The organism is Haloferax sp. DFSO52, from assembly GCF_048158745.1.
GTDB lineage: Archaea > Halobacteriota > Halobacteria > Halobacteriales > Haloferacaceae > Haloferax.
Window position 1 is genome coordinate 1623507 of sequence record NZ_JBLOPB010000001.1, and the last position, 17975, is coordinate 1641481.

The 17975-nt window shown below is 61.3% G+C and carries 20 protein-coding genes; 2 read left to right on the top strand and 18 right to left on the bottom strand.

Going from position 1 to position 17975, the window contains the following annotated elements:
• Window positions 1-57: 57 nt before the first annotated feature.
• A complete protein-coding gene (locus tag ACK3SC_RS08505; protein WP_416839683.1) occupies window positions 58-504 on the bottom strand; it encodes a luciferase family protein in 447 nt (148 codons plus the stop codon).
• 557 nt (window positions 505-1061) lie between these two features.
• Here ACK3SC_RS08505 and ACK3SC_RS08510 point away from each other — a divergent pair.
• The gene (locus tag ACK3SC_RS08510; RefSeq protein ID WP_416839684.1) at window positions 1062-1583 is read left to right on the top strand and encodes a hypothetical protein; all 522 of its coding nucleotides are present in this window, start codon (window positions 1062-1064) and stop codon (window positions 1581-1583) included.
• Window positions 1584-1609: 26 nt separating this feature from the next.
• Here ACK3SC_RS08510 and ACK3SC_RS08515 read toward each other — a convergent pair whose 3' ends face one another.
• Window positions 1610-2830 (bottom strand): HAD family hydrolase, encoded by a 1221-nt coding sequence (locus ACK3SC_RS08515; RefSeq protein ID WP_416839685.1) that lies wholly within the window; start codon window positions 2828-2830, stop codon window positions 1610-1612.
• Between the two features lie 118 nt (window positions 2831-2948).
• Here ACK3SC_RS08515 and ACK3SC_RS08520 point away from each other — a divergent pair, with 118 nt between their 5' ends.
• Window positions 2949-3392 carry a DUF5799 family protein gene (locus ACK3SC_RS08520; RefSeq protein WP_416839686.1) on the top strand — a complete coding sequence of 148 codons (444 nt, stop codon included), beginning with the start codon at window positions 2949-2951 and terminating at the stop codon, window positions 3390-3392.
• Between the two features lie 65 nt (window positions 3393-3457).
• Here the strand turns inward: ACK3SC_RS08520 and ACK3SC_RS08525 are convergent, their stop codons facing one another.
• From ACK3SC_RS08525 to ilvB, 16 genes are all read right to left on the bottom strand, one after another.
• On the bottom strand, window positions 3458-3607 hold the full coding sequence (locus tag ACK3SC_RS08525) for a hypothetical protein (protein WP_416839687.1): 150 nt from the start codon (window positions 3605-3607) through the stop codon (window positions 3458-3460).
• A 131-nt stretch (window positions 3608-3738) separates the two neighbouring features.
• Complete coding sequence (gene fba / locus ACK3SC_RS08530) at window positions 3739-4731, bottom strand: class II fructose-bisphosphate aldolase (protein WP_416839688.1); 993 nt, start codon at window positions 4729-4731, stop codon at window positions 3739-3741.
• Window positions 4732-4887: 156 nt separating this feature from the next.
• Complete coding sequence (locus ACK3SC_RS08535; protein ID WP_416839689.1) at window positions 4888-5358, bottom strand: PTS fructose transporter subunit IIB; 471 nt, start codon at window positions 5356-5358, stop codon at window positions 4888-4890.
• The gene (gene ptsP / locus ACK3SC_RS08540) at window positions 5355-7052 is read right to left on the bottom strand and encodes a phosphoenolpyruvate--protein phosphotransferase (RefSeq protein WP_416839690.1); all 1698 of its coding nucleotides are present in this window, start codon (window positions 7050-7052) and stop codon (window positions 5355-5357) included. The genes ACK3SC_RS08535 and ptsP overlap by 4 nt, the downstream gene beginning before the upstream one ends.
• 2 nt (window positions 7053-7054) lie before the next feature.
• Entirely contained in the window at window positions 7055-7324 is a 270-nt protein-coding gene (gene ptsH1 / locus ACK3SC_RS08545; protein WP_416839691.1) for a phosphocarrier protein HPr, read from the bottom strand.
• Entirely contained in the window at window positions 7324-7788 is a 465-nt protein-coding gene (gene ptfA / locus ACK3SC_RS08550; protein ID WP_416839692.1) for a fructose PTS transporter subunit IIA, read from the bottom strand. The genes ptsH1 and ptfA overlap by 1 nt, the downstream gene beginning before the upstream one ends.
• Window positions 7789-7832: 44 nt before the next feature.
• Entirely contained in the window at window positions 7833-8963 is a 1131-nt protein-coding gene (gene ptfC / locus ACK3SC_RS08555) for a fructose PTS transporter subunit IIC (RefSeq protein ID WP_416839693.1), read from the bottom strand.
• A gap of 103 nt (window positions 8964-9066) precedes the next feature.
• The gene (gene pfkB, locus ACK3SC_RS08560; RefSeq protein WP_416839694.1) at window positions 9067-9984 is read right to left on the bottom strand and encodes a 1-phosphofructokinase; all 918 of its coding nucleotides are present in this window, start codon (window positions 9982-9984) and stop codon (window positions 9067-9069) included.
• The gene (gene glpR, locus ACK3SC_RS08565; RefSeq protein WP_416839695.1) at window positions 9981-10748 is read right to left on the bottom strand and encodes an HTH-type transcriptional regulator GlpR; all 768 of its coding nucleotides are present in this window, start codon (window positions 10746-10748) and stop codon (window positions 9981-9983) included. Before glpR ends, pfkB begins: the two co-directional genes overlap by 4 nt.
• A 166-nt stretch (window positions 10749-10914) precedes the next feature.
• On the bottom strand, window positions 10915-11889 hold the full coding sequence (gene leuB / locus ACK3SC_RS08570) for a 3-isopropylmalate dehydrogenase (protein WP_416839696.1): 975 nt from the start codon (window positions 11887-11889) through the stop codon (window positions 10915-10917).
• Window positions 11882-12490 carry a 3-isopropylmalate dehydratase small subunit gene (leuD, locus tag ACK3SC_RS08575; RefSeq protein ID WP_416839697.1) on the bottom strand — a complete coding sequence of 203 codons (609 nt, stop codon included), beginning with the start codon at window positions 12488-12490 and terminating at the stop codon, window positions 11882-11884. Before leuD ends, leuB begins: the two co-directional genes overlap by 8 nt.
• The gene (gene leuC / locus ACK3SC_RS08580; protein ID WP_416839698.1) at window positions 12487-13908 is read right to left on the bottom strand and encodes a 3-isopropylmalate dehydratase large subunit; all 1422 of its coding nucleotides are present in this window, start codon (window positions 13906-13908) and stop codon (window positions 12487-12489) included. The genes leuD and leuC overlap by 4 nt, the downstream gene beginning before the upstream one ends.
• Window positions 13901-14179, bottom strand: a complete 279-nt coding sequence (locus ACK3SC_RS08585; RefSeq protein ID WP_416839699.1) for a hypothetical protein — start codon at window positions 14177-14179, stop codon at window positions 13901-13903. The genes leuC and ACK3SC_RS08585 overlap by 8 nt, the downstream gene beginning before the upstream one ends.
• Before the next feature lie 14 nt (window positions 14180-14193).
• Window positions 14194-15246, bottom strand: a complete 1053-nt coding sequence (gene ilvC, locus ACK3SC_RS08590; RefSeq protein WP_416839700.1) for a ketol-acid reductoisomerase — start codon at window positions 15244-15246, stop codon at window positions 14194-14196.
• Window positions 15243-15899, bottom strand: coding sequence for an acetolactate synthase small subunit (gene ilvN, locus ACK3SC_RS08595; RefSeq protein WP_416839701.1), 657 nt, complete (start codon window positions 15897-15899; stop codon window positions 15243-15245). The genes ilvC and ilvN overlap by 4 nt, the downstream gene beginning before the upstream one ends.
• The gene (gene ilvB, locus ACK3SC_RS08600) at window positions 15896-17653 is read right to left on the bottom strand and encodes a biosynthetic-type acetolactate synthase large subunit (RefSeq protein ID WP_416839702.1); all 1758 of its coding nucleotides are present in this window, start codon (window positions 17651-17653) and stop codon (window positions 15896-15898) included. The genes ilvN and ilvB overlap by 4 nt, the downstream gene beginning before the upstream one ends.
• Between the last annotated feature and the right edge of the window lie 322 nt (window positions 17654-17975).

The following is a 17975-nucleotide window of genomic DNA, read 5'->3' on the forward strand; positions in this document are numbered from 1 at the left end:
GACCAGGCATCTCGTCGTGTCATCCCATCGATTCGAAGCGGCGTGATTACCGCTCGTTCAGGCAGATGTCGGGTGGTCCATCGAGTCCGAAAACGTCGTCCTGACGAGCGTTTCGAGGGCTGTCGGGAGTTCGAGTTCGGCCAGTTCACTCACCGGGTCGAACGTTCGGTCGATTTCGATGCCGCGTCGACGAAGCGCGAGTACCCGCCAGAGGTAGGCGAGTCTGAGGAGGCGTCTGGCATTCGGTTCGTCTGCTTCACTGCCCACGCGATAGGTAACCCACGCAGACTCCGGGAGGACGTGGTGTGGGGCGGCGAGGCCCTCGGCGAGAAGCGAGTCCCGGACTCGCTTGGTGATGGCCAGATCGAGGATGCCAACGTCGTGGACGTGACCAATCTCTTTGTCGGCAACGAGGAACTCTGTTCCACCGAACCGATGTGGCGCAGTTTCGACGCCGGGCCACGACTCGACGTGTGAGACGAGGCGGTCGATTTCAGTTGTCACGAGAGAGATACGCTCGCGGTGACGATAAACGAACGTCGGTCACCCTACACAAAATAGTCAAATAACTGCCACAGGAGTCGGGGTTCGAACTCTCAGTGGTGTTGCCAGCAGTTCGGTTCAAACACTGTCGAATCGACGGCAACGATTTCAGTAGATTTTCTGCCAGTATCTGAAGAAAATCAACGACTGAAAGACAGTCAGGTAATCAAGAATGTTGTGGAGTCACAGACACTCAGACGTGCCAAATATTCACGGATTAACACCAGTTAGGGACGCTATTTTCACAGTACGGCCCGGTGGTCGCACGGAATTGACTGTTGGACATCATATCAAATCGAATCGTGTTGATTCGTGACTGTCTGGTATTGGTAGATAATTCGTAACGAAAGCACTCGAACGCAAATAGAGTACTCGAACATGTCTTCGACTTACGCGGATGCATTGTCACGCTGCACTGCCCGCAGTGGTGAGCCTCACCTGAGCGTCGTCACGTCACAGAGTCAGGGGTCTGGCCGCAACAGCAACAGATCGCACGCTGGAACGTACGGAGCAGACCGATGAATACGAAACACCTCGGCGTGGGACTCGTCATCGCCTTCGTCGTCGTGTTCGCACTTCTCTCGGGAGGGCTGAACGCTCCGGGACCGTCTCCGGTTGACGACGTGGATGCGTCACTCGATGCAGACAACACCGATTCGACAGACGGAACGCAAGCGTCTGACGCGACTGACGAACAGGCACCGGTCGTCCGTGACGAGGGTGACGACTCGTCAACATCCGATGGACCCACGTCGGACAGCACTGAAACCGACGAGACAGACGGAACAATCGAGGAAGTCTCGGAGAGTGACACCTCCACCTCTGCTTCGTCGTCGTCGAAGACGAGTCGGAAGTCGTCAGGAAGCACGTCGTCCGATAGCTCCGCGTCGTCCGCAGACAAAGACTCCAGTACCTCGACGCCCGATACCGATGCATCGTCATCAGACACTGATTCGACGCCGACACCCGACACCGACGACTCGAACAGTGACGATTCCAGTTCGAGCACCGGCGGGTCAGAAAAGACCTGCACCGTGTGACCGGTGCGCGCTGAAGAAGACGGCGCTCAATCGACGAGGAGATTGAGCGCGTAGATCGCCCGAAGCACCGACGCGGCGTCACCCCGGTCGAAGACCAGGTCGTCGGTCCCACGGACGTGTTCGAGGACATCGGGCGACGAATGGTCCGGCGCAGCGGCGATTCCGCTGTCGTTCTCGGCGGCCCATTCCATCACGTCGAGGTCAGACTTGGAATCACCCATCACCAAGATGAACGGGTCAATGACACCGAGGACATCTAACGCGGCCTCCACGCCTGCGGCCTTGTTCAAATCAACAGCGGAGAGTTCTGCGGCATCGGCATGGTAGTACGCGACGTTGACGCGGGCCAACGTCTCGGCGACATCTTCGGGAATGGTCGTCTCCGGGGCTGGGCGTTCTCCACGTTGGGTGAGGACCGCTTCGATTTCTGGGTCGCGTTCGGCATAGTACGCACGTGTCCAACTCGCCCCGTCAGAGTCGTCTGTCACCGCCGCCCCGAGCAAGTCCAAGAGGTAGATGAGCGAGTCGTCGATGACCGACTCGGCGTCGTCGCTCCCGGTTTCGAAGTTCGGTTTGAGCGTGACGTTGAACTCGTTGCCCTGGAGGTGGACACACCCACGGAGGCCATCTGGGAGGTCACGAATCACCCGACTTCGAACCGATTCGAACACCGACTGGACCGAGTCGTCGAGCGTCTCGTAGAGGAGGCGCTTGGTGTTCGACCCATGGCCCGGGGTGAACACGCCCGTTCCCGCCTCGTAGACGATGCTCACGTCGCCCGAGTGGACGAGTTCGTTCCCCAGCCCCTGGATTGCGAACCCCTTCACGTTCTCCAGTGTCTGGCCGGTACAGATGACGATGGGGACACCCGTCTCGTGGAACTCGGTGAGCAGGTGGAGGACGTCGCGAGGAATCTCGTTATCGGTCCGGCCTGCGGATCTGAGCGTCTCGTCGACGTCGAGAACGAGTGCGTTGACGCGCCGGCCGTACTTCGTGTACAGGTCGAGACCGGTGAACGCCTGGTCTCTCGTCGCGTGGGCGGCGAGTTCGGCGTATCGCTCGCCGTTCGGGAACCCGCGTTGAATGCGGTTTTTGTGGTCGGTCAACTCGTCGTTGACCTCCTGCCACTGCGAGAGCGCGACTGCGGAGTCGAGCGGAGGCAAGAGGTCGACGAACTCTTGCGCTTCACGGATCGATTCTGCGTCGAAGTTCCCGTACAATCGGTACAGGAGGTCGTACCGCTCCATACAACTGGGAGGATACGCACCTGTATTAAACCAGTGCGCTGGGTTTCGGGGCACGGGCGAGGAGTGAGTGGCGAAAAATCCCGCAACTCTGATACCACGTGGACGACGACATGTGCACATGGCACACTGGACCGACAGCATCGTCGGGGACCGCATGACTGTAGACCGCGAATTCAACGACCACGTGATGAACTCCCGATTTTCGAGTCAAGAGTGGGGGCTCATTATGACGGCGACCGAGTTCGAAATCGAGAACGCGGACGATGCCGACTCGGCCCGCATCGTCGCCAACACGGAGAAGGTTCCACAGATTATCCCCGAACTCGACAACATTCGAAAACAGATGGGTTCGATGGGCGGCGGCGGAGACTCGTCGTCGTCGGGTGGCGGCATCGTCGATTCCATCAAAGGCGCACTCGGTCTCGGTGAGGGTGGAAAACAGGGACAACAGGAGAAACTCGAAGACGCAGAGCGACTCACGCAGGCCTACGCTGATACACTGCAGAAGCACCTCGAAGAGAAGGGCAAGTGGGAACAGGTCAGAGTCGCGTACCAGGAGTAGCCACCCGCCGAAGGAACTGACTCAGTGTCGGACCGGACGGCCCATCGGTCGGCTGGGACGAAACGTCAGTATTCGTCACCAGCGTGGAACATCGTCCGCTCACTGGCCTCGTAGATGTTGATGAGTTCGTTGATGAGTTCGTCGTACTCTTCGTCTTCTTCGCGGAGGTTGTCGAGTCGTTCGATGGTCGAATCGTCGAGGTGCACCTGTGGCATATGTACGTACACGCTGTCTGATACCTTAAGCGACTGGGGAAACCGGGGAATCGACAGACTGCCACAGTGCAATCACCACGAAACATGCGGGTTGTCGTGGCCGCGAGCCACTGATTGGGACGACGTGACGGTTACTTGAACAGGGTCTGGTTCGCGCTGCCAGAGACTTCCGTCAGGCCGGCGTGAACGTCGGCGATACGTGCACGGATGTCGCGTCCGACGACGCGCGGGTCGAAGACGGACTTGTCCGGCGACCACTCGGTCTCGTTGAAGAACGTGTCGCGAGCGTCCTCGACGCCCTCGGGTGGGACGATTGCGTCGGGGTTCTCGCGGTAGAGGTCGTACGCCGTCCGAGTGAACTCGTACTGGTATCGGGTGTCCTTGTTGACCTTACAGATGCCGTGTTTGAGCATCTCCTGTAACTGGTCTGGTTGCACGCCGGACGACCCGTGGAGGACGAGTGGGGTGTCGAGGCCGTGGTCTCTGAGCGCTTGCCGGATGTCGTGAGCGAGGTCCGGGCGAAGTTCGAGGTCCTTGCCTTTGGCGACACCGTGTTGCGTCCCGACGGAGATAGCGAGCAGGTCTGCACCTGTCTTGTCGACGAACTCGACGGCCTGTTCCGGGTTCGTGTAGAACGCTTCTTCGGCTTCGATTTCGTCTTCGACACCCTTGATCTGGCCGAGTTCGGCCTCGATGAGGATGTCGGAGTCGGCCGCGTCGACCATCTCGACCACTTCACGACTCGTCGCGACGTTCTCGTCGAACGGTTCGTGCGAGGCGTCGATCATGATAGACGACGGGATGTCGAGTTCGATCTGCGTCTCGATGAACTCGAGGTCCGTCTGGTGGTCCATGTTGAGGAAGACGCCGATGTCGTATCGCTCGGCGATGACCTCGATGTAGTTACCCATCGCTTTGAGTCCCGCAACTGGGTCGCCGTCACCGGCGAACTTGCAGGCACCGCCGCTGAGTTGGAGGAGCAGGTCGGAATTCATCCGGTCTGCACCCTCCATCAACCCCATCATGACGTTCGGCTCCGCGATGTTACTCGCGATGAGACCGAATCCTTCGTCGAGCGCCTCGTCGTACACAGTGGCGAGTTCTTCCCCGCCGTAAAACGGCATTATTCGTTCACCTCGTGTTCGCCAACGAACGGGAGATTAATAATCTATGGGAAGTGGTTTTCGAATCTGCACGTTTTCTTTCGTTCGTTACCGAGTTAATTTCTCGTGCGGGAGTCCCACCGCTCGTGCGAGGGTGAAAAAACCGGAATTCGGGGTTCAGGAGAATAGCTTTTTTAGACGGGCGAAGAGTCCCTTTTCGGGATTACCGCCGACGCGGGCGGGTTCGTCAGCCTCAGTTCCCGAGGTGGTCTCTTCTGTGGAACCATCTTCAGCGTCGTCGACCGCAGCACTGCTCCCGAACGTGACCGACCCGGTCTTCCCCGCTTCGGCGAGTTCGACTGCTCGCTCGATAATCTCCTCGGCCTTGTTGACACCGTCTTTGACGGTGCCTTTGACGACCAGTTTCCCCCCGAATCGGTCACGACTGACCGACGTGTCCGAGGCGATGATGACCGCGTCGGCCTCGGCGATTGCATCCGAAGTGAGTTCGTCCTGCGTCCCCATGGCACCCTGGACCTCGACATCGATGTCGTGTCCGAGGCGCTCACCGGCCTGCAGGAGGTTCTCTGCTGCCATCTGACTGTGTGCGATACCTGTCGGACAGGATGTGATTGCGACTAATTTCATTGGTCTGTGTTTAGGGATTTGATGACTTCATTTTTGGTGTCAGCTGTGAGGGCACGCTCAGCGAGCGCTTCAGCCGCTGCGGTGTCTATCTCAGTGACGGCCGCTTTCACGTGCGGAACCGTGACGGCACTCATACTCAACTCGTCGAGCCCGAGGCCGACGAGGAGTTCGGTGAGTTCCGGGTCCCCCGCCATCTCACCGCACATTCCGACCCAGCAGTCGTGGCCCTCGGCGGCCGAGACCGTCGCGTCGATAGCGTGGAGAACCGCCGGTTGGTGATAGTCTCCGAGGTCGGAGACGCGTTCGTTTCCTCGCTCGGCGGCCATCACGTACTGGGCGAGGTCGTTCGTGCCGATGCTGAAGAAATCGACGTACGGGGCGAACCGTTCGGCCATGAACGCCGCGGCGGGTGTCTCTATCATGATGCCGAACTCGGGCATCTCGTGGTCGATGTCTTCAGCGGCGAGGTCGCTGGCGACAGACTCGAACTGCTCTCGCGCGGTGTGGAGTTCGTCGAGCGTCGTCACGAGCGGAAGCATGACTGACAGTCGCGTCCCGTCAGTGCTTCCGGCGGCACGCAAGAGCGCCCGAATCTGCGTCTCGAAGAGGTCTGCATCGGGGTCGAGCGACCGACGAATACCGCGTTCACCGAGGAACGGGTTCTCCTCTTCTGGCAGGTCGAGATACGGAACTGGTTTGTCGCCACCGATGTCGAGCGTTCGGACGACGACCCTGTGGTGGTCGAACGATTCCAGTGCATCGACGTACGCCTCGAACTGTTCGTCTTCGTCCGGTGGCGACTCTCGGTCGAGAAAGAGGAACTCGGTCCGGAACAGGCCGACGCCGTCGGCCCCACGGTCGACTGCCGGTTCGAGGTCCGCGAGCGTCCCGACGTTGGCCGCTACTTCGATGCCGACGCCGTCGGCCGTTTCGACGTCACCGCTCCGGATACGTACGTCGGTATCCGTGGCGGCGGCCGCTTTCGTCTCTTCGTCGGGGTCGACGACGAGCGTTCCGGCATCGCCGTCGACGACGACGTCCGCTCCGTCGTCGATGGATTCGAGTTCGTCACCGACGCCGACGATTGCTGGAATCGCGAGCGAGCGGGCGAAGATGGCCGCGTGGGAGGTTCGCCCACCGGTCACCGTGACGAATCCGGCAACTCGCTCGGGGTCTAACTGCGCCGTATCACTCGGCGTGAGTCGCTCTGCGACGACGACGCTCCCTTTCGGAAGCGCCGAGAGGTCGACTCGTTCGCCGTCGGAGAGGATGCGAACGAGTCGATCACGGATGTCTCGCAGGTCGTCCGCGCGCTCGCCCATGCGGCCGCCCATGCTCTCGAACTGTTCGACGAACCCCGAGAACGTCTGTTCGACGGCGTGTTCGGCCGGAAGTCCGTCTTCGATGGCGTCTGTGACTCCGTCGGTTATCTGCGGGTCGTTGAGAAACTGCACGTGAGCGTCGAACACTTCTGCCTCCGCTTCACCGACTCTTTCGGCGGTCCGCGCACGCTCTGTCTCGAGTTCGTCTTCGGCGGCCGACCGGGCGTCGTCGAAGCGAGTCAGTTCGGCCTCGGCGTCTACCTCCTCGGGTGCAGGTGGCTCCGGGAGGGCCGCGTCCGGACGGTACCAGACGACGGTCCCGGTCCCGGAGAGTGGTGTCACGCCGATTCCGGAGAGGGTGCGTTCGGCCATGGTCAGGATTCGGATTCAGGCGTCGAAAGGATGTCTTCGAGCGCGTCGAGGACTGCCTCTGCGTCGTCGCCCGATGCGACGAGGCGTACGTCGTCACCGGCAGCAACGCCGAGTCCGGTCACGGCGAGCATACTCGCAGCGGGGGCGAGGTCGTCAGAGTCCGCACGACCGACTTGCACGTCGGCGTCGAACTCGTTGACCGTCTCGACGAATTTCGTGGCGGGACGCGCGTGCAGACCGTCTTCGGGGACGACAGTAACGATTCGTTCCATCAGGCGACCACCTCACTGAGGATGTCCTGGACGGTCTCTTTCTTCTCGGCTTCGAGGAGGTCTGTCCGCACCTCTTCGTGCATGAGCGAGCGCGAGAGAGCGCTCAGAATCTGCAAGTGGTCTTCGCCACCCTCGGCGGGGACGAGAATCATGAACAACAGTCGTGCGGGCTTGTCGTCCATCGCGTCGAAGTCGATGCCATCCGTGGAACGGGCAAAGGCGACCGTCGGTTTCGTGACTGTGTCGGTCTTTGCGTGCGGGATGCCGATACCGAACCCGACGCCGGTCGTCGCCTCTTTTTCGCGTTCGAGGAGTGCTTCGAGGGCCGCCTCGCGGTCCTCGACACGGCCGGCGTCGACCGCCAGGTCAAGGAGAAACTCGATGGCTCCTTCCTTCGTCGCCGGTGGCTCTTCGAGTGAAATCAGTTCGAGCGGTGTGATGGTGCTTATGTCTTGGACGTCCATGGTGCTTCGTTCGAGTAGTGGAAAGATGTGGTTGGTTGTCGTGGTCAGTCGTCGGCACTCTGGGACGAACCCGCTGTGACCTCGAAGTCGGGCTTGATGCCCGTCGCGATTGCTGCGGTCACGAGAGAGCCCAGAAGGATACAGCCGATGAACATGAACGGCTGATTCGACAGCGGAACGACGAAGATGCCACCGTGTGGTGCGGGCATCGTCACGTTGAGTGCCATCGACGCCGCGCCCGCGACTGCGCTCCCGGCGATGATGCTGGGGATGATGCGGGCGGGGTCTGCTGCGGCGTAGGGAATCGCTCCTTCAGTGATGAACGAAAAGCCGAGGAGAATGCCACTCTTGGCGTTCTCGTACATCTCTTCTGTGTACTTCTGCGGTGCGATGAAGTTCGACAGGGCGAGACCGATTGGCGGGACCATTCCGGCAATCATCACGGCGGCCATCGGTGCGGTGACGCCCTCAGAGATGAGGCCGACCGAGAACACGTAGGCGACCTTGTTGATGGGTCCACCCATGTCAGCAGCCATCATCGCACCGACGATTGCGCCGAAGAGGATGGCTTGACTGCCACCTTGCATACTGCTCAGGAATTCGGTGAGTCCTGCATTCGCGATGGAGATTGGGACGCCGAGCACGAACAGCATAATCGGCGTCAACACTGCGGTTGTCAACACCGGAATGAGGAGCACCGGCATCATCGGTGCGATGAACTCCGGGACGTCGAGGTTCTTGAACCACCGGGCGACGATACCCGCGAGGAACCCGGCGACGATAGCGCCGAGGTAGCCAGCACCTGCTGCGCCTCCCTGGAGGCCGATGACGTCCCCCGCCGCCTGGAGGACGTTCCCCTGTTGGATGATGTACGAGAGAATGAACCCCGGTGCGAGCCCCGGCCGGTCTGCGATGGCGTACGCAATGTACGCCCCGAGAACCGGAACCATAAGAGTGAGTCCCGCGACACCAATTTGCGCGAGGAACCACCCTGCCGAACCCGTGCTACTGAACACGCCCTGTACGTTGTTTGAAAGCGATGCGACGGCGTAGCCAAGAGCGAGGAAGATTCCGCCGATAGTCACGAACGGAATCATGAACGAAACCCCCGTCATGAGGTCCTCCTTCACCGACGTGAGGTAGGACCGGATTGCGTCTTCTGCGTCATTTGCCATAGTGTTGCCTCCCTATTCGCATTTTTACGCGTATGTGTTCAAAAATACTTTCGAATACGATTGTTTCTGATTGTTATAGAACTTAACAATCATTAAGGCGGAATCACCGTGTTCGAATAGTCGTCACGTCGACGTCCGTCTCACTCGTGAGCACGTCGTCGAGGTGTGGGACTCTCGTTCCCGCGACGCCGACGACACGTGCTGCCGTGAGGATGCCCCATCGAAGTGCGTCTACGTCGCTCTTTCCGTGGTCTAATGCGGCGAGGAACCCAGAGAAGATTGCGTCGCCAGCGCCGACGGTATCGACGACTTCGACGTCGAGTGCGGGGGCAGACAACACTTCGTCGTCGGTCACGAGGACCGCACCGTCGCCGCCGAGCGACGCGAGGACGTACTCGAATCCGCGGCCGTGGAGTTCCTCTGCGGCCGCAATCGCATCTTCGTTCGATTCGACGGTCCGCCCCGTCGCTTCCGCGAGTTCCGGACGGTTCGGCTTACAGGCGAAGTAGTCGGCCTCGAGTTCTGCGAGGGCAGACCCCCCCATGTCGACGGCGGTTTGCCACTCTCCCGCGCGAGCGAGTCGGTCGACTGCCGACAGCGACATTCCCGGTGGGAGACTTCCCCCGACGAGGGCCATGTCGGGTTCGTTCGCTTCGACTGTCTCGACGAGTTCGTCCACGTCGTCGTCGGTGATGGTCGGGCCGTTGTGGTTGAGTTTGTACTCGCCGTCCGACGCGAGAACCGTCGTGTTCAGGCGCGTGGTGTCGTAGATGTTCACGAAGTCGCTTTCAACCTCGTCCGATTCGAGACGGTCACGGATGAACTGGCCAAAGTGACCGCCGAGGAATCCGGACGCGGTTGCATCGACATCGAGCGCCGAGACGTACTTGGCGACGTTGATACCCTTGCCACCGGCGGTGAACACTGCCTCGTCTGTTCGGAGGACGACACCGGGTTCCAACGGTTCGTCGAAGTGAATCGTGTGGTCTACTGCGGGGTTTGGTGTGACTGTGAGAATCATTGTGTAACTCCCTCGACGACGTCGACGTCCGCACTTTCCAGTGCATCGCGCATCGTCGCGTCGAGTGTAGCGTCGGTGATGAACAGGTCGATCGCTTCGAGCGACGCGAATTGGACGAAACTTCGCCGACCGAGTTTCGACGAGTCGGCGACGAGAACGACCCGTTCAGACTTCTCGACCATCAGTTCCTTCATCCGTGCTTCGTCTTCGTTTGGCGTCGAGAGCCCAGCGTCTGCATCGAGGGCGTTCGTCCCCAAAAAGAGCAGGTCGAAGTTCGTCCGTTGCATGAACGACTCGGCAGTTGGCCCGACGAGTGCTCTCGTCCGTCGGCGAAGGGTCCCACCGGTGAGTTTGACTTCGTTATCCTCATCGTTGAGTTCGATGGCGAGGCGAGGTGAGTTGGTGACACCAAGAATCGAGCCATCGTTCGGAACTTTCCGGGCGACTTCCATGGTCGTCGTCCCCGCGTCGAAGAAGACGACCTGCTCTTCTCCGAGCTCCTCGATTGCACGGGCGGCGATTCCTCGCTTCGCGTCGAGATTCTGGACTTCCTTTTCGCCGTACGTCTGCTCACGACCGACAGACGTGACGGGGACTGCCCCACCGTGAGACCGTTCGACCAGCCCACGGTCTTCGAGTTCGCGCAAATCCCGACGTATCGTCGCCTTCGAATAGCCGAGGTCTTCGGAGAGGGCTTCGACCGACCGGCCATCGGACTCAGAGACGAGTTCGACGATACGACGTTTTCGCTCTGCTGGTAACATCAGTTACGTCCTCGTTGTCTGGAAGGTGGGTGACAGGCGATGTTAATTGTTTATGTTGGATTCCGTTCGTCTCTGTTCGAAATTGGAGCCAACCGTTCAGGAATGAAAATCAGAGTCGCGAAGCTCGTTGTCGCTGTACTCCAAGAAAACGGTGAAGAAGTGGTCGTTAGAGGCGGTCGAGGATGGCCGCAGTCACGTCCTCAGTGGAAGCGTCGCCACCGAGGTCAGGCGTGCGCGGACCATCTTCGAGGACACCTTCGACTGCCGACCGGACCTGTTCGGCCTCGTCATCGTAGTCGAGGTAGTCGAGCATCATCGCGGCCGAGAGGATGGTCGCCGCCGGGTTGGCGATGCCCTCACCGGCGATGTCGGGAGCAGACCCGTGAACCGGTTCGAAGAGGGCAGTCTCCGGACCGATGTTCGCCGAGGGGAGCAGTCCAAGTCCACCCACGAGACCCGCAGCGAGGTCCGAGAGCACGTCGCCCGCGAGGTTCGGACAGACGATGGTGTCGAACTGCGTCGGGTCGAGACAGACGCGTGTCGCGAAGGCGTCCATGAGGACCTCTTCGGTTTCGACGCCACGTTCCGCAGCGACAGAAACGACAGCGTCGCGGAAGCGGCCGTCAGTCTCGCGCATCACGTTCGCCTTGTGGGCGACTTGGAAGTGGCCGCCTTCGCCGCCGACGAAGTCACAGGCGTACTCCGCGAGTCGTTCCGATGCCGACGTTGTCACGACGCGCGTGAGCGTCGAGAGGTCGTCGGAGAGGCGGTCTTCGTGGCCCGAGTAGACGCCCTCGGTGTTCTCCCGAAGGAAGACGAGGTCCGTCTCGGGGCGAAGCGCGTCCACGCCGGGGTAGGCTTTCGCCGGGCGGACGTTGACGAACGAGTCGACGGCCGTTCGGAGCGGGAGGATGACGTCGGCGGCAGTCTCGCCAGCGGCCCCAAAGAGGGTCGCGTCCGACTCGGCGACGAGGTCGTAGGTCTCCTGTGGGAGCGCCTCGCCCGTCGATTCCTTCACGTGGTCGCCGGCGTCGGCTTCCACGAACTCGAAGTCACCGACCGCGTCGAGAACGTCGACCGCTGCCGGAATCACTTCGCTCCCGATGCCATCGCCGGGGATGACGACGACTTTCTCAGTCATCGATGTATGGCAGGGAGGCGGCTTTTTCGGCGACAGCGTCGGCGTTCGACTTCATGAGCGCCGTGGTGTCCCAGACGCCTTCGGTGAGCGCCTTTCGCTGTGCGTCGTCGACGGTGACGTCGATGGTGGTGTCTCCGTAGGTGACCGTCTCGTTCTCCACGTCGACGTCGATGTCGGCGTCCGGGTTCTCGTCGACCCACGCCTGAAGTTCGACGATGGTCTCGTGGTCAGCCGTGACCGTCGGGATACCCAGTGCGAGACAGTTGCCAGCGAAAATCTCGGCGAACGACTCACCGATGATGGCATCGATACCCCAGCGCATGAGCGCCTGCGGCGCGTGCTCGCGCGAAGATCCACATCCGAAGTTGGCGTTGACGACCATGATGGAGGCGTCTTGGAAGTGCGCCTCGTTCATCGGATGGTCTTTGGTGTTGTCGTCTTCGTCGTATCGCTGGTCGAAGAACGCGAACTCACCGAGGCCGTCGAACGTGACGACTTTCATGAATCGCGCCGGGATAATCTGGTCCGTGTCGATGTCGTTGCCGCGGATGGGAACGCCCGACCCGGAGGCCGAATCTATCTCTGGAATCTCGTCGGTCATGCCGTGGTCACCTCCTTCAGTTCGCGCACATCAGTCACTTCCCCGGCGATGGCCGCCGCGGCCACCATCCGGGGGTTCATCAGGACGGTGCGGCCATCTTTCGAACCCTGCCGACCGATGAAGTTGCGGTTCGACGAAGACGCAGAGGCTTCGTCGCCCTGCAGTTGGTCTTCGTTCATGCCGAGACACATCGAACAGCCTGCTTCTCGCCACTCGAAGCCTGCGTCTTTGAATATCTGGTCGAGGCCTTCTGCTTCCGCAGCGGCCTTGACGCGCTGACTGCCGGGGACGACCATCGCGCGGACGCTGTCGGCGACTTGCCGTCCTTTGACGACTTCTGCGGCGCGGCGCAGGTCGGGCATCCGGGCGTTTGTACACGACCCGAGGAAGGCGACGTCGATTTTGTAGCCTTCCATCGTCTCGCCGGGTGTGACACCCATGTGTTCCTGAGCCATCCGGGCGGTGTCCTGCTTGTCTGCGGGCAGGTCTTCCGGTGCTGGGATGGGTTGGGTGATGCCGACGCCCTGGCCGGGCGTGGTTCCCCACGTGACGACCGGTTCGAGTTCCGACCCGTCGATGGTGACGACGTCGTCGTACTCTGCGGTATCGTCCGACCGAATCGACTCCCAGTACGGTTTGAGTTCGTCGAACTTCGCTGGGTTCTCCTGGAAGTAATCGGTCTGCTTCAGCCATTCGTAGGTAGTCTCGTCGGGGTTGATGTACCCTGCACGAGCGCCGCCCTCGATGGACATGTTGCAGATGCTCATCCGGCCTTCCATGTCGAGGTTCTCGATGGCCTCGCCTGCGTACTCGTAGACGTAGCCGACACCGCCTTCGGTTCCGAGACGGCGAATGATTTCGAGGATGACGTCTTTCGCTTCGACGGCCGGGCCGAGTTCGCCCGTGACCTCGATTTTGCGAACCTTCTTCTTCTCCATCGCGATGGTCTGGGTCGCCAGCACGTCGCGAATCTGGCTCGTCCCGATACCGAACGCCAGCGCACCGAATGCGCCGTGGGTCGAGGTGTGGCTGTCTCCACAGACGATGGTCATGCCGGGTTGGGTGAGGCCCTGCTCTGGCCCGATGACGTGGACGATCCCCTGGTCGCCAGAGGTGGGGTCAGAGAAGTTGATGCCCGAGTTGCGGACGTTCTGTTCGAGTTCGGCCATCATCTCCTCAGCAGCGTCGTCGGCGAAGGGGCGTGCCTGATTCGACGTGGGGATGATGTGGTCGACGGTTGCGTGGGTTCGCTCGGGATACGCGACTTCGAGGTCACGTTCTTGCAGCATCCCGAACGCCTGCGGACTCGTCACTTCGTGGATGAGGTGGAGACCACAGAACAACTGCGTCTGTCCAGTCGGGAGTTCGGAGACGGTGTGTTCCTCCCAGACTTTGTCGTAGAGGGTTCCCTCACTCATCTACGTCACCAGCGGTTGGTTTCCCGTCTTTGCCGCGTTTCCAGACCTCGTTTGCCCCGGTTCCGTTTCGGGGAGTGTGGTCGACATCGTCCATCGTTTCGGACCCACCCGTCATCTCTGGTGACTCCGCAGATTCGCCACTGCCGTCTGCGACGGCCGGGCCGCGTTCGTAGACCGTCGTGAACGTCTCGCCCGTGTTCGGGTTCGTGTGGCTGATGTCTCGCATCGATTCTGTGTCTCGTTTCTCGTTCCGTGTTTCGTTTCCTGTCATTGGTGCTGTTGTGGTCAGTCGTCTGCCGGTGCTTCGGCTTTCTCTGTGTCGTCTGCGTCGTCTGCGTCGTCGTCGGCCCACGCGAACAGGTCGCGGAGCGGCGCGCCGACTTCCTCGATGCCGTGATTCTCTTCGGCTTCTTTGAGCTGGGAGTACGACGGGCGACCCGCCTGATTCTCCAGGATCCACTCGCGGGCGAAGGTGCCGTCTTGGACCTCTTCGAGAATCTGCTCCATGTTCTCGCGAGCGTGTTCGTCGACGATGCGGTCACCACGGGTGAGACCGCCGAATTCGGCGGTGTCGGAGACCGAGTCCCACATCTCGCTCAGTCCACCTTCGTACATCAGGTCGACGATGAGCTTCAGTTCGTTCAGGCACTCGAAGTACGCCATCTCCGGAGAGTAGCCCGCATCGACGAGCGTCTCGTAGCCCTGCTTGACGAGCGAGGTGACGCCGCCGCAGAGGACGGCCTGTTCGCCGAACAGGTCGGTCTCGGTCTCTTCGCGGAACGAGGTCTGGATGACACCCGCGCGAGTACAGCCGATACCGTGGGCGTAGGCCAGTGCCTCTTCTTTGGCGGTTCCGGTCGTGTCCTGATAGACGGCGATGAGGCCGGGCGTTCCCTGTCCGCTCTCGAAGTTGCGGCGGACGAGGTGGCCAGGTGACTTCGGCGCGACGAGCGTCACGTCGACGTCTTCCGGGGGTCGAATCTGGTTGTAGTGGATGTTGAAGCCGTGGGCGAACTGCAGGGTGTCACCGGGTTCGAGTTCGTCACGAATCTCCTCGAAGACGGCCGGTTGGACCGTGTCGGGGACGAGGATAGAGACGATGTCACCTTCTGCGGCGGCCTCGGCCGGCGTCGCGACGCGAAGTCCGTCTTCGCGTGCTGCTGCGCGCGACGAGGACCCGGCGCGGAGGCCGACGACCACGTCGACCCCGCTGTCTGCGAGGTTCTGCGCGTGGGCGTGGCCCTGACTACCGTAGCCAAGGATGGCGACGGTCTTGTCGTCGATTTGGGAGCGGTCTGCGTCGTCGTCGTAGTATACAGTCGTGTTGAGTTCAGTCATTGGGAGTTTGGAGTTGGTTTCGTTGGTTCGCCGGACGTTCCGGGTTCCTCTCCGGGGACAGTCTTCTTCGCGCCGTGTGCGAGCGCGGTCTGTCCAGTTCGGGCGATTTCGATGATGCCGAAGCGCCGGAACGCGTCCACGGCGTCGTCTATCTTGCGCTCGTCGCCGGTGAGTTGGACCGTGATGGTCTCAGGCCCGGCGTCGAGGGTCTTGCCGTCGTACATATCCGTGATGGCGTGAACCTTGTCGGGTTCTTCACCACCGACTTTCAACAAGACGAGTTCAGTGCGAATAGCGTCGTCGTCGAGTTCGCCGATGGAGATGACGGGCTTCAGTTTGGCAATCTGCTTTTCAATCTGGTCGATACCGGGGTCCGGTTCCTCGACGACCATCGTGATACGCGAGTGGCCGTCGACGGTGGTCGGGCCGACCGTGAGGCTCTCGATGTTGAACTGTCGTCGTGCAGCGAGGCCAGCGATTCGCGAGAGGACACCGGGTTCGTCCTCCACGATTGCCGAAAACACCGTGCGTCGCCGCTCGGGTTCTGACTCCGCTTCGGGGTCGATTCGGATTCCTTGCGAGTTGCGTCGCCCCGCTGGGTGGGGCCGTTCGTCGGGGGCCGGTCCTTGCAGTCCCGTTCGGTTCTCACTCATAGTTGGTCCTCCGAGAGTGCGAATTTGCCATTCGGTGCGCCAGACGAGACCATCGGGTAGACGTTCTCTGCCGGGTCGACGTGGAAGTCGATGACCGACGGGCCGTCGTAGGCCAGTGCTTCTTCGATGGCACTCGGAACCTCGTCGTAAGAATCGACGGTCCACCCGCGAGCACCGAACGCTTCGGCGAGTTTGTCGAACTGTGGACACCACTCGTAGCCAGCGGCCATCCGACGCCCTTCGAAGAAGGCGTCCTGCCACTGACGGACCATCCCGATGTACTCGTTGTTCAGGATGGCGATGGTGATATCGAGGTCCTCGCGGACGGCGACCGACAGTTCCTGAATCGTCATCAAGAACGAGGCGTCACCGTCGACACAGACGACAGTCTCGTCGTCGTCCGCAGCGAGGCGTGCGCCGATGGCGGCAGGCAAGCCGTAGCCCATCGTGCCGAGTCCGTGTGAAGAGACCCACCGTCGTGGTTCGCGGAACGTCCAGTACTGGGCGGCCCACATCTGGTGTTGGCCGACGCCGCTCGTGACGATGGTCTCGTCGGGCGTCGCTTCGTCCAGCGCCTCGACGACGAACTGCGGTTTCAGCGGTTCGTTGTCGGGTGCCGCGTAATCCATCGGGTATTCGTCTTTCCACGTCAGACACTGCTCGCGCCACTCGCGAGCGTCTGGACTGTGTTCCATCGCGGCGTCGATGTCCTCGACGGCACGGCCAGCGTCACCGACGACAGGGTAGTCAGCGTGGATGTTCTTCGAGATTTCCGCCGGGTCGATGTCGATGTGAACAACCTCTGCTTCGGGCGCGAACGTGTCGATGCCACCGGTGAGGCGGTCGTCAAAGCGCGTCCCGACTGCGATGAGGCAGTCGGTGTGCGTGATAGCCATGTTGGCGTAGCCGGTGCCGTGCATCCCTGCCCACGAGAGGCAGAGTTCGTCGTCTTCCGGCATCGTGCCGATTCCGGGCATGGTCGTGACGACCGGAATCTGGTGTTCGGTCGCGAACTGCCGGGCGACGTCGGTCGCGTTTGCTTTGACGACCCCACCGCCGAACAGGAGGAGTGGTTTCTCCGCGCGCTCGATTGCGCGTGCGGCCGCCTCCACGTCCGCAGTGTCGGGGGTGAGACGTGGGCGACACGTCTCCGGTGGGCGTGCCTCACCGGGTTCACGGTCGGTCTCACCCAGCGACGTGTCCTTCGGCAGGTCGACAAGCGTCGGGCCGGGTCGACCCGTGCCAGCGAGCGCGAACGCTTCGCCGACGGTGTCGCCGACGGTGTCCGGAGACGATGCGAAGTAGTTGTGCTTCGTAATCGGGGCGGTGACGCCCGTCGTGTCCGTCTCCTGGAACGCGTCCGAGCCGACCATGTCTGATGGGACCTGACCGGTGAGTGCGAGCATCGCGTCGGAGTCCATGTTGGCGTCTGCGATACCCGTCACGAGATTCGTTGCACCGGGGCCGGACGTGGCGAGACAGACGCCAGGGTCGCCGCGAACGACGCCATAGGCGTCTGCGGCGTGTGCTGCGCCCTGTTCGTGTGCCATCGTCACGTGCCGGATGTCCGAGTGGTACAGGGCGTCGTAGATCGGCATGATTGCCCCACCCTGCACGCCGAATGCCGTTTCGACACCGGCGTTTTCGAGTGCGCGAATAACTGCCGTCGCACCCGAGGTCACTTCGGTCGGCGTCGATTCGTCTTCGGCCGTCGAGGTGTCCGGTTCGGTCGATTTCGCGGTGCGTTCACTCATGTTTGGCCTCTGTGCGGATGTGTTGTCGGTTGCTGTCGATGCGCCTGCTGTCGGTCGGTTGTGTGGAAATGGTGCTCCATGATTGGGGACTGCTCAAGTGTCTGAAAGCGGTTCGAACCCGAAGACTGGGAGATGGAGTGTGAGGGGGCTATGCCCCTACAATAATGAGCGACCGAACAGCGGCGACAACGGCATCGCTCACCGCTGCGTGCGGTGACGCGCGTGCCTGGTGTGCGCCATGCTGTTTCATCGTATGGGACACGTGCTCCCGGCAGGTAATAACTGTTACGCGGCGGGCAACGATTGCTCGCCGACCGAGAAC

Coding starts and splice junctions, on each gene's coding strand:
- ACK3SC_RS08510 (WP_416839684.1), top strand. CDS start 1,062: ATGAATACGAAACACCTCGGCGTGGGACTCGTCATCGCCTTCGTCGTC.
- ACK3SC_RS08515 (WP_416839685.1), bottom strand. CDS start 2,830: ATGGAGCGGTACGACCTCCTGTACCGATTGTACGGGAACTTCGACGCA.
- ACK3SC_RS08520 (WP_416839686.1), top strand. CDS start 2,949: ATGGCACACTGGACCGACAGCATCGTCGGGGACCGCATGACTGTAGAC.
- ACK3SC_RS08525 (WP_416839687.1), bottom strand. CDS start 3,607: ATGCCACAGGTGCACCTCGACGATTCGACCATCGAACGACTCGACAAC.
- fba (WP_416839688.1), bottom strand. CDS start 4,731: ATGCCGTTTTACGGCGGGGAAGAACTCGCCACTGTGTACGACGAGGCG.
- ACK3SC_RS08535 (WP_416839689.1), bottom strand. CDS start 5,358: ATGAAATTAGTCGCAATCACATCCTGTCCGACAGGTATCGCACACAGT.
- ptsP (WP_416839690.1), bottom strand. CDS start 7,052: ATGGCCGAACGCACCCTCTCCGGAATCGGCGTGACACCACTCTCCGGG.
- ptsH1 (WP_416839691.1), bottom strand. CDS start 7,324: ATGGAACGAATCGTTACTGTCGTCCCCGAAGACGGTCTGCACGCGCGT.
- ptfA (WP_416839692.1), bottom strand. CDS start 7,788: ATGGACGTCCAAGACATAAGCACCATCACACCGCTCGAACTGATTTCA.
- ptfC (WP_416839693.1), bottom strand. CDS start 8,963: ATGGCAAATGACGCAGAAGACGCAATCCGGTCCTACCTCACGTCGGTG.
- pfkB (WP_416839694.1), bottom strand. CDS start 9,984: ATGATTCTCACAGTCACACCAAACCCCGCAGTAGACCACACGATTCAC.
- glpR (WP_416839695.1), bottom strand. CDS start 10,748: ATGTTACCAGCAGAGCGAAAACGTCGTATCGTCGAACTCGTCTCTGAG.
- leuB (WP_416839696.1), bottom strand. CDS start 11,889: ATGACTGAGAAAGTCGTCGTCATCCCCGGCGATGGCATCGGGAGCGAA.
- leuD (WP_416839697.1), bottom strand. CDS start 12,490: ATGACCGACGAGATTCCAGAGATAGATTCGGCCTCCGGGTCGGGCGTT.
- leuC (WP_416839698.1), bottom strand. CDS start 13,908: ATGAGTGAGGGAACCCTCTACGACAAAGTCTGGGAGGAACACACCGTC.
- ACK3SC_RS08585 (WP_416839699.1), bottom strand. CDS start 14,179: ATGACAGGAAACGAAACACGGAACGAGAAACGAGACACAGAATCGATG.
- ilvC (WP_416839700.1), bottom strand. CDS start 15,246: ATGACTGAACTCAACACGACTGTATACTACGACGACGACGCAGACCGC.
- ilvN (WP_416839701.1), bottom strand. CDS start 15,899: ATGAGTGAGAACCGAACGGGACTGCAAGGACCGGCCCCCGACGAACGG.
- ilvB (WP_416839702.1), bottom strand. CDS start 17,653: ATGAGTGAACGCACCGCGAAATCGACCGAACCGGACACCTCGACGGCC.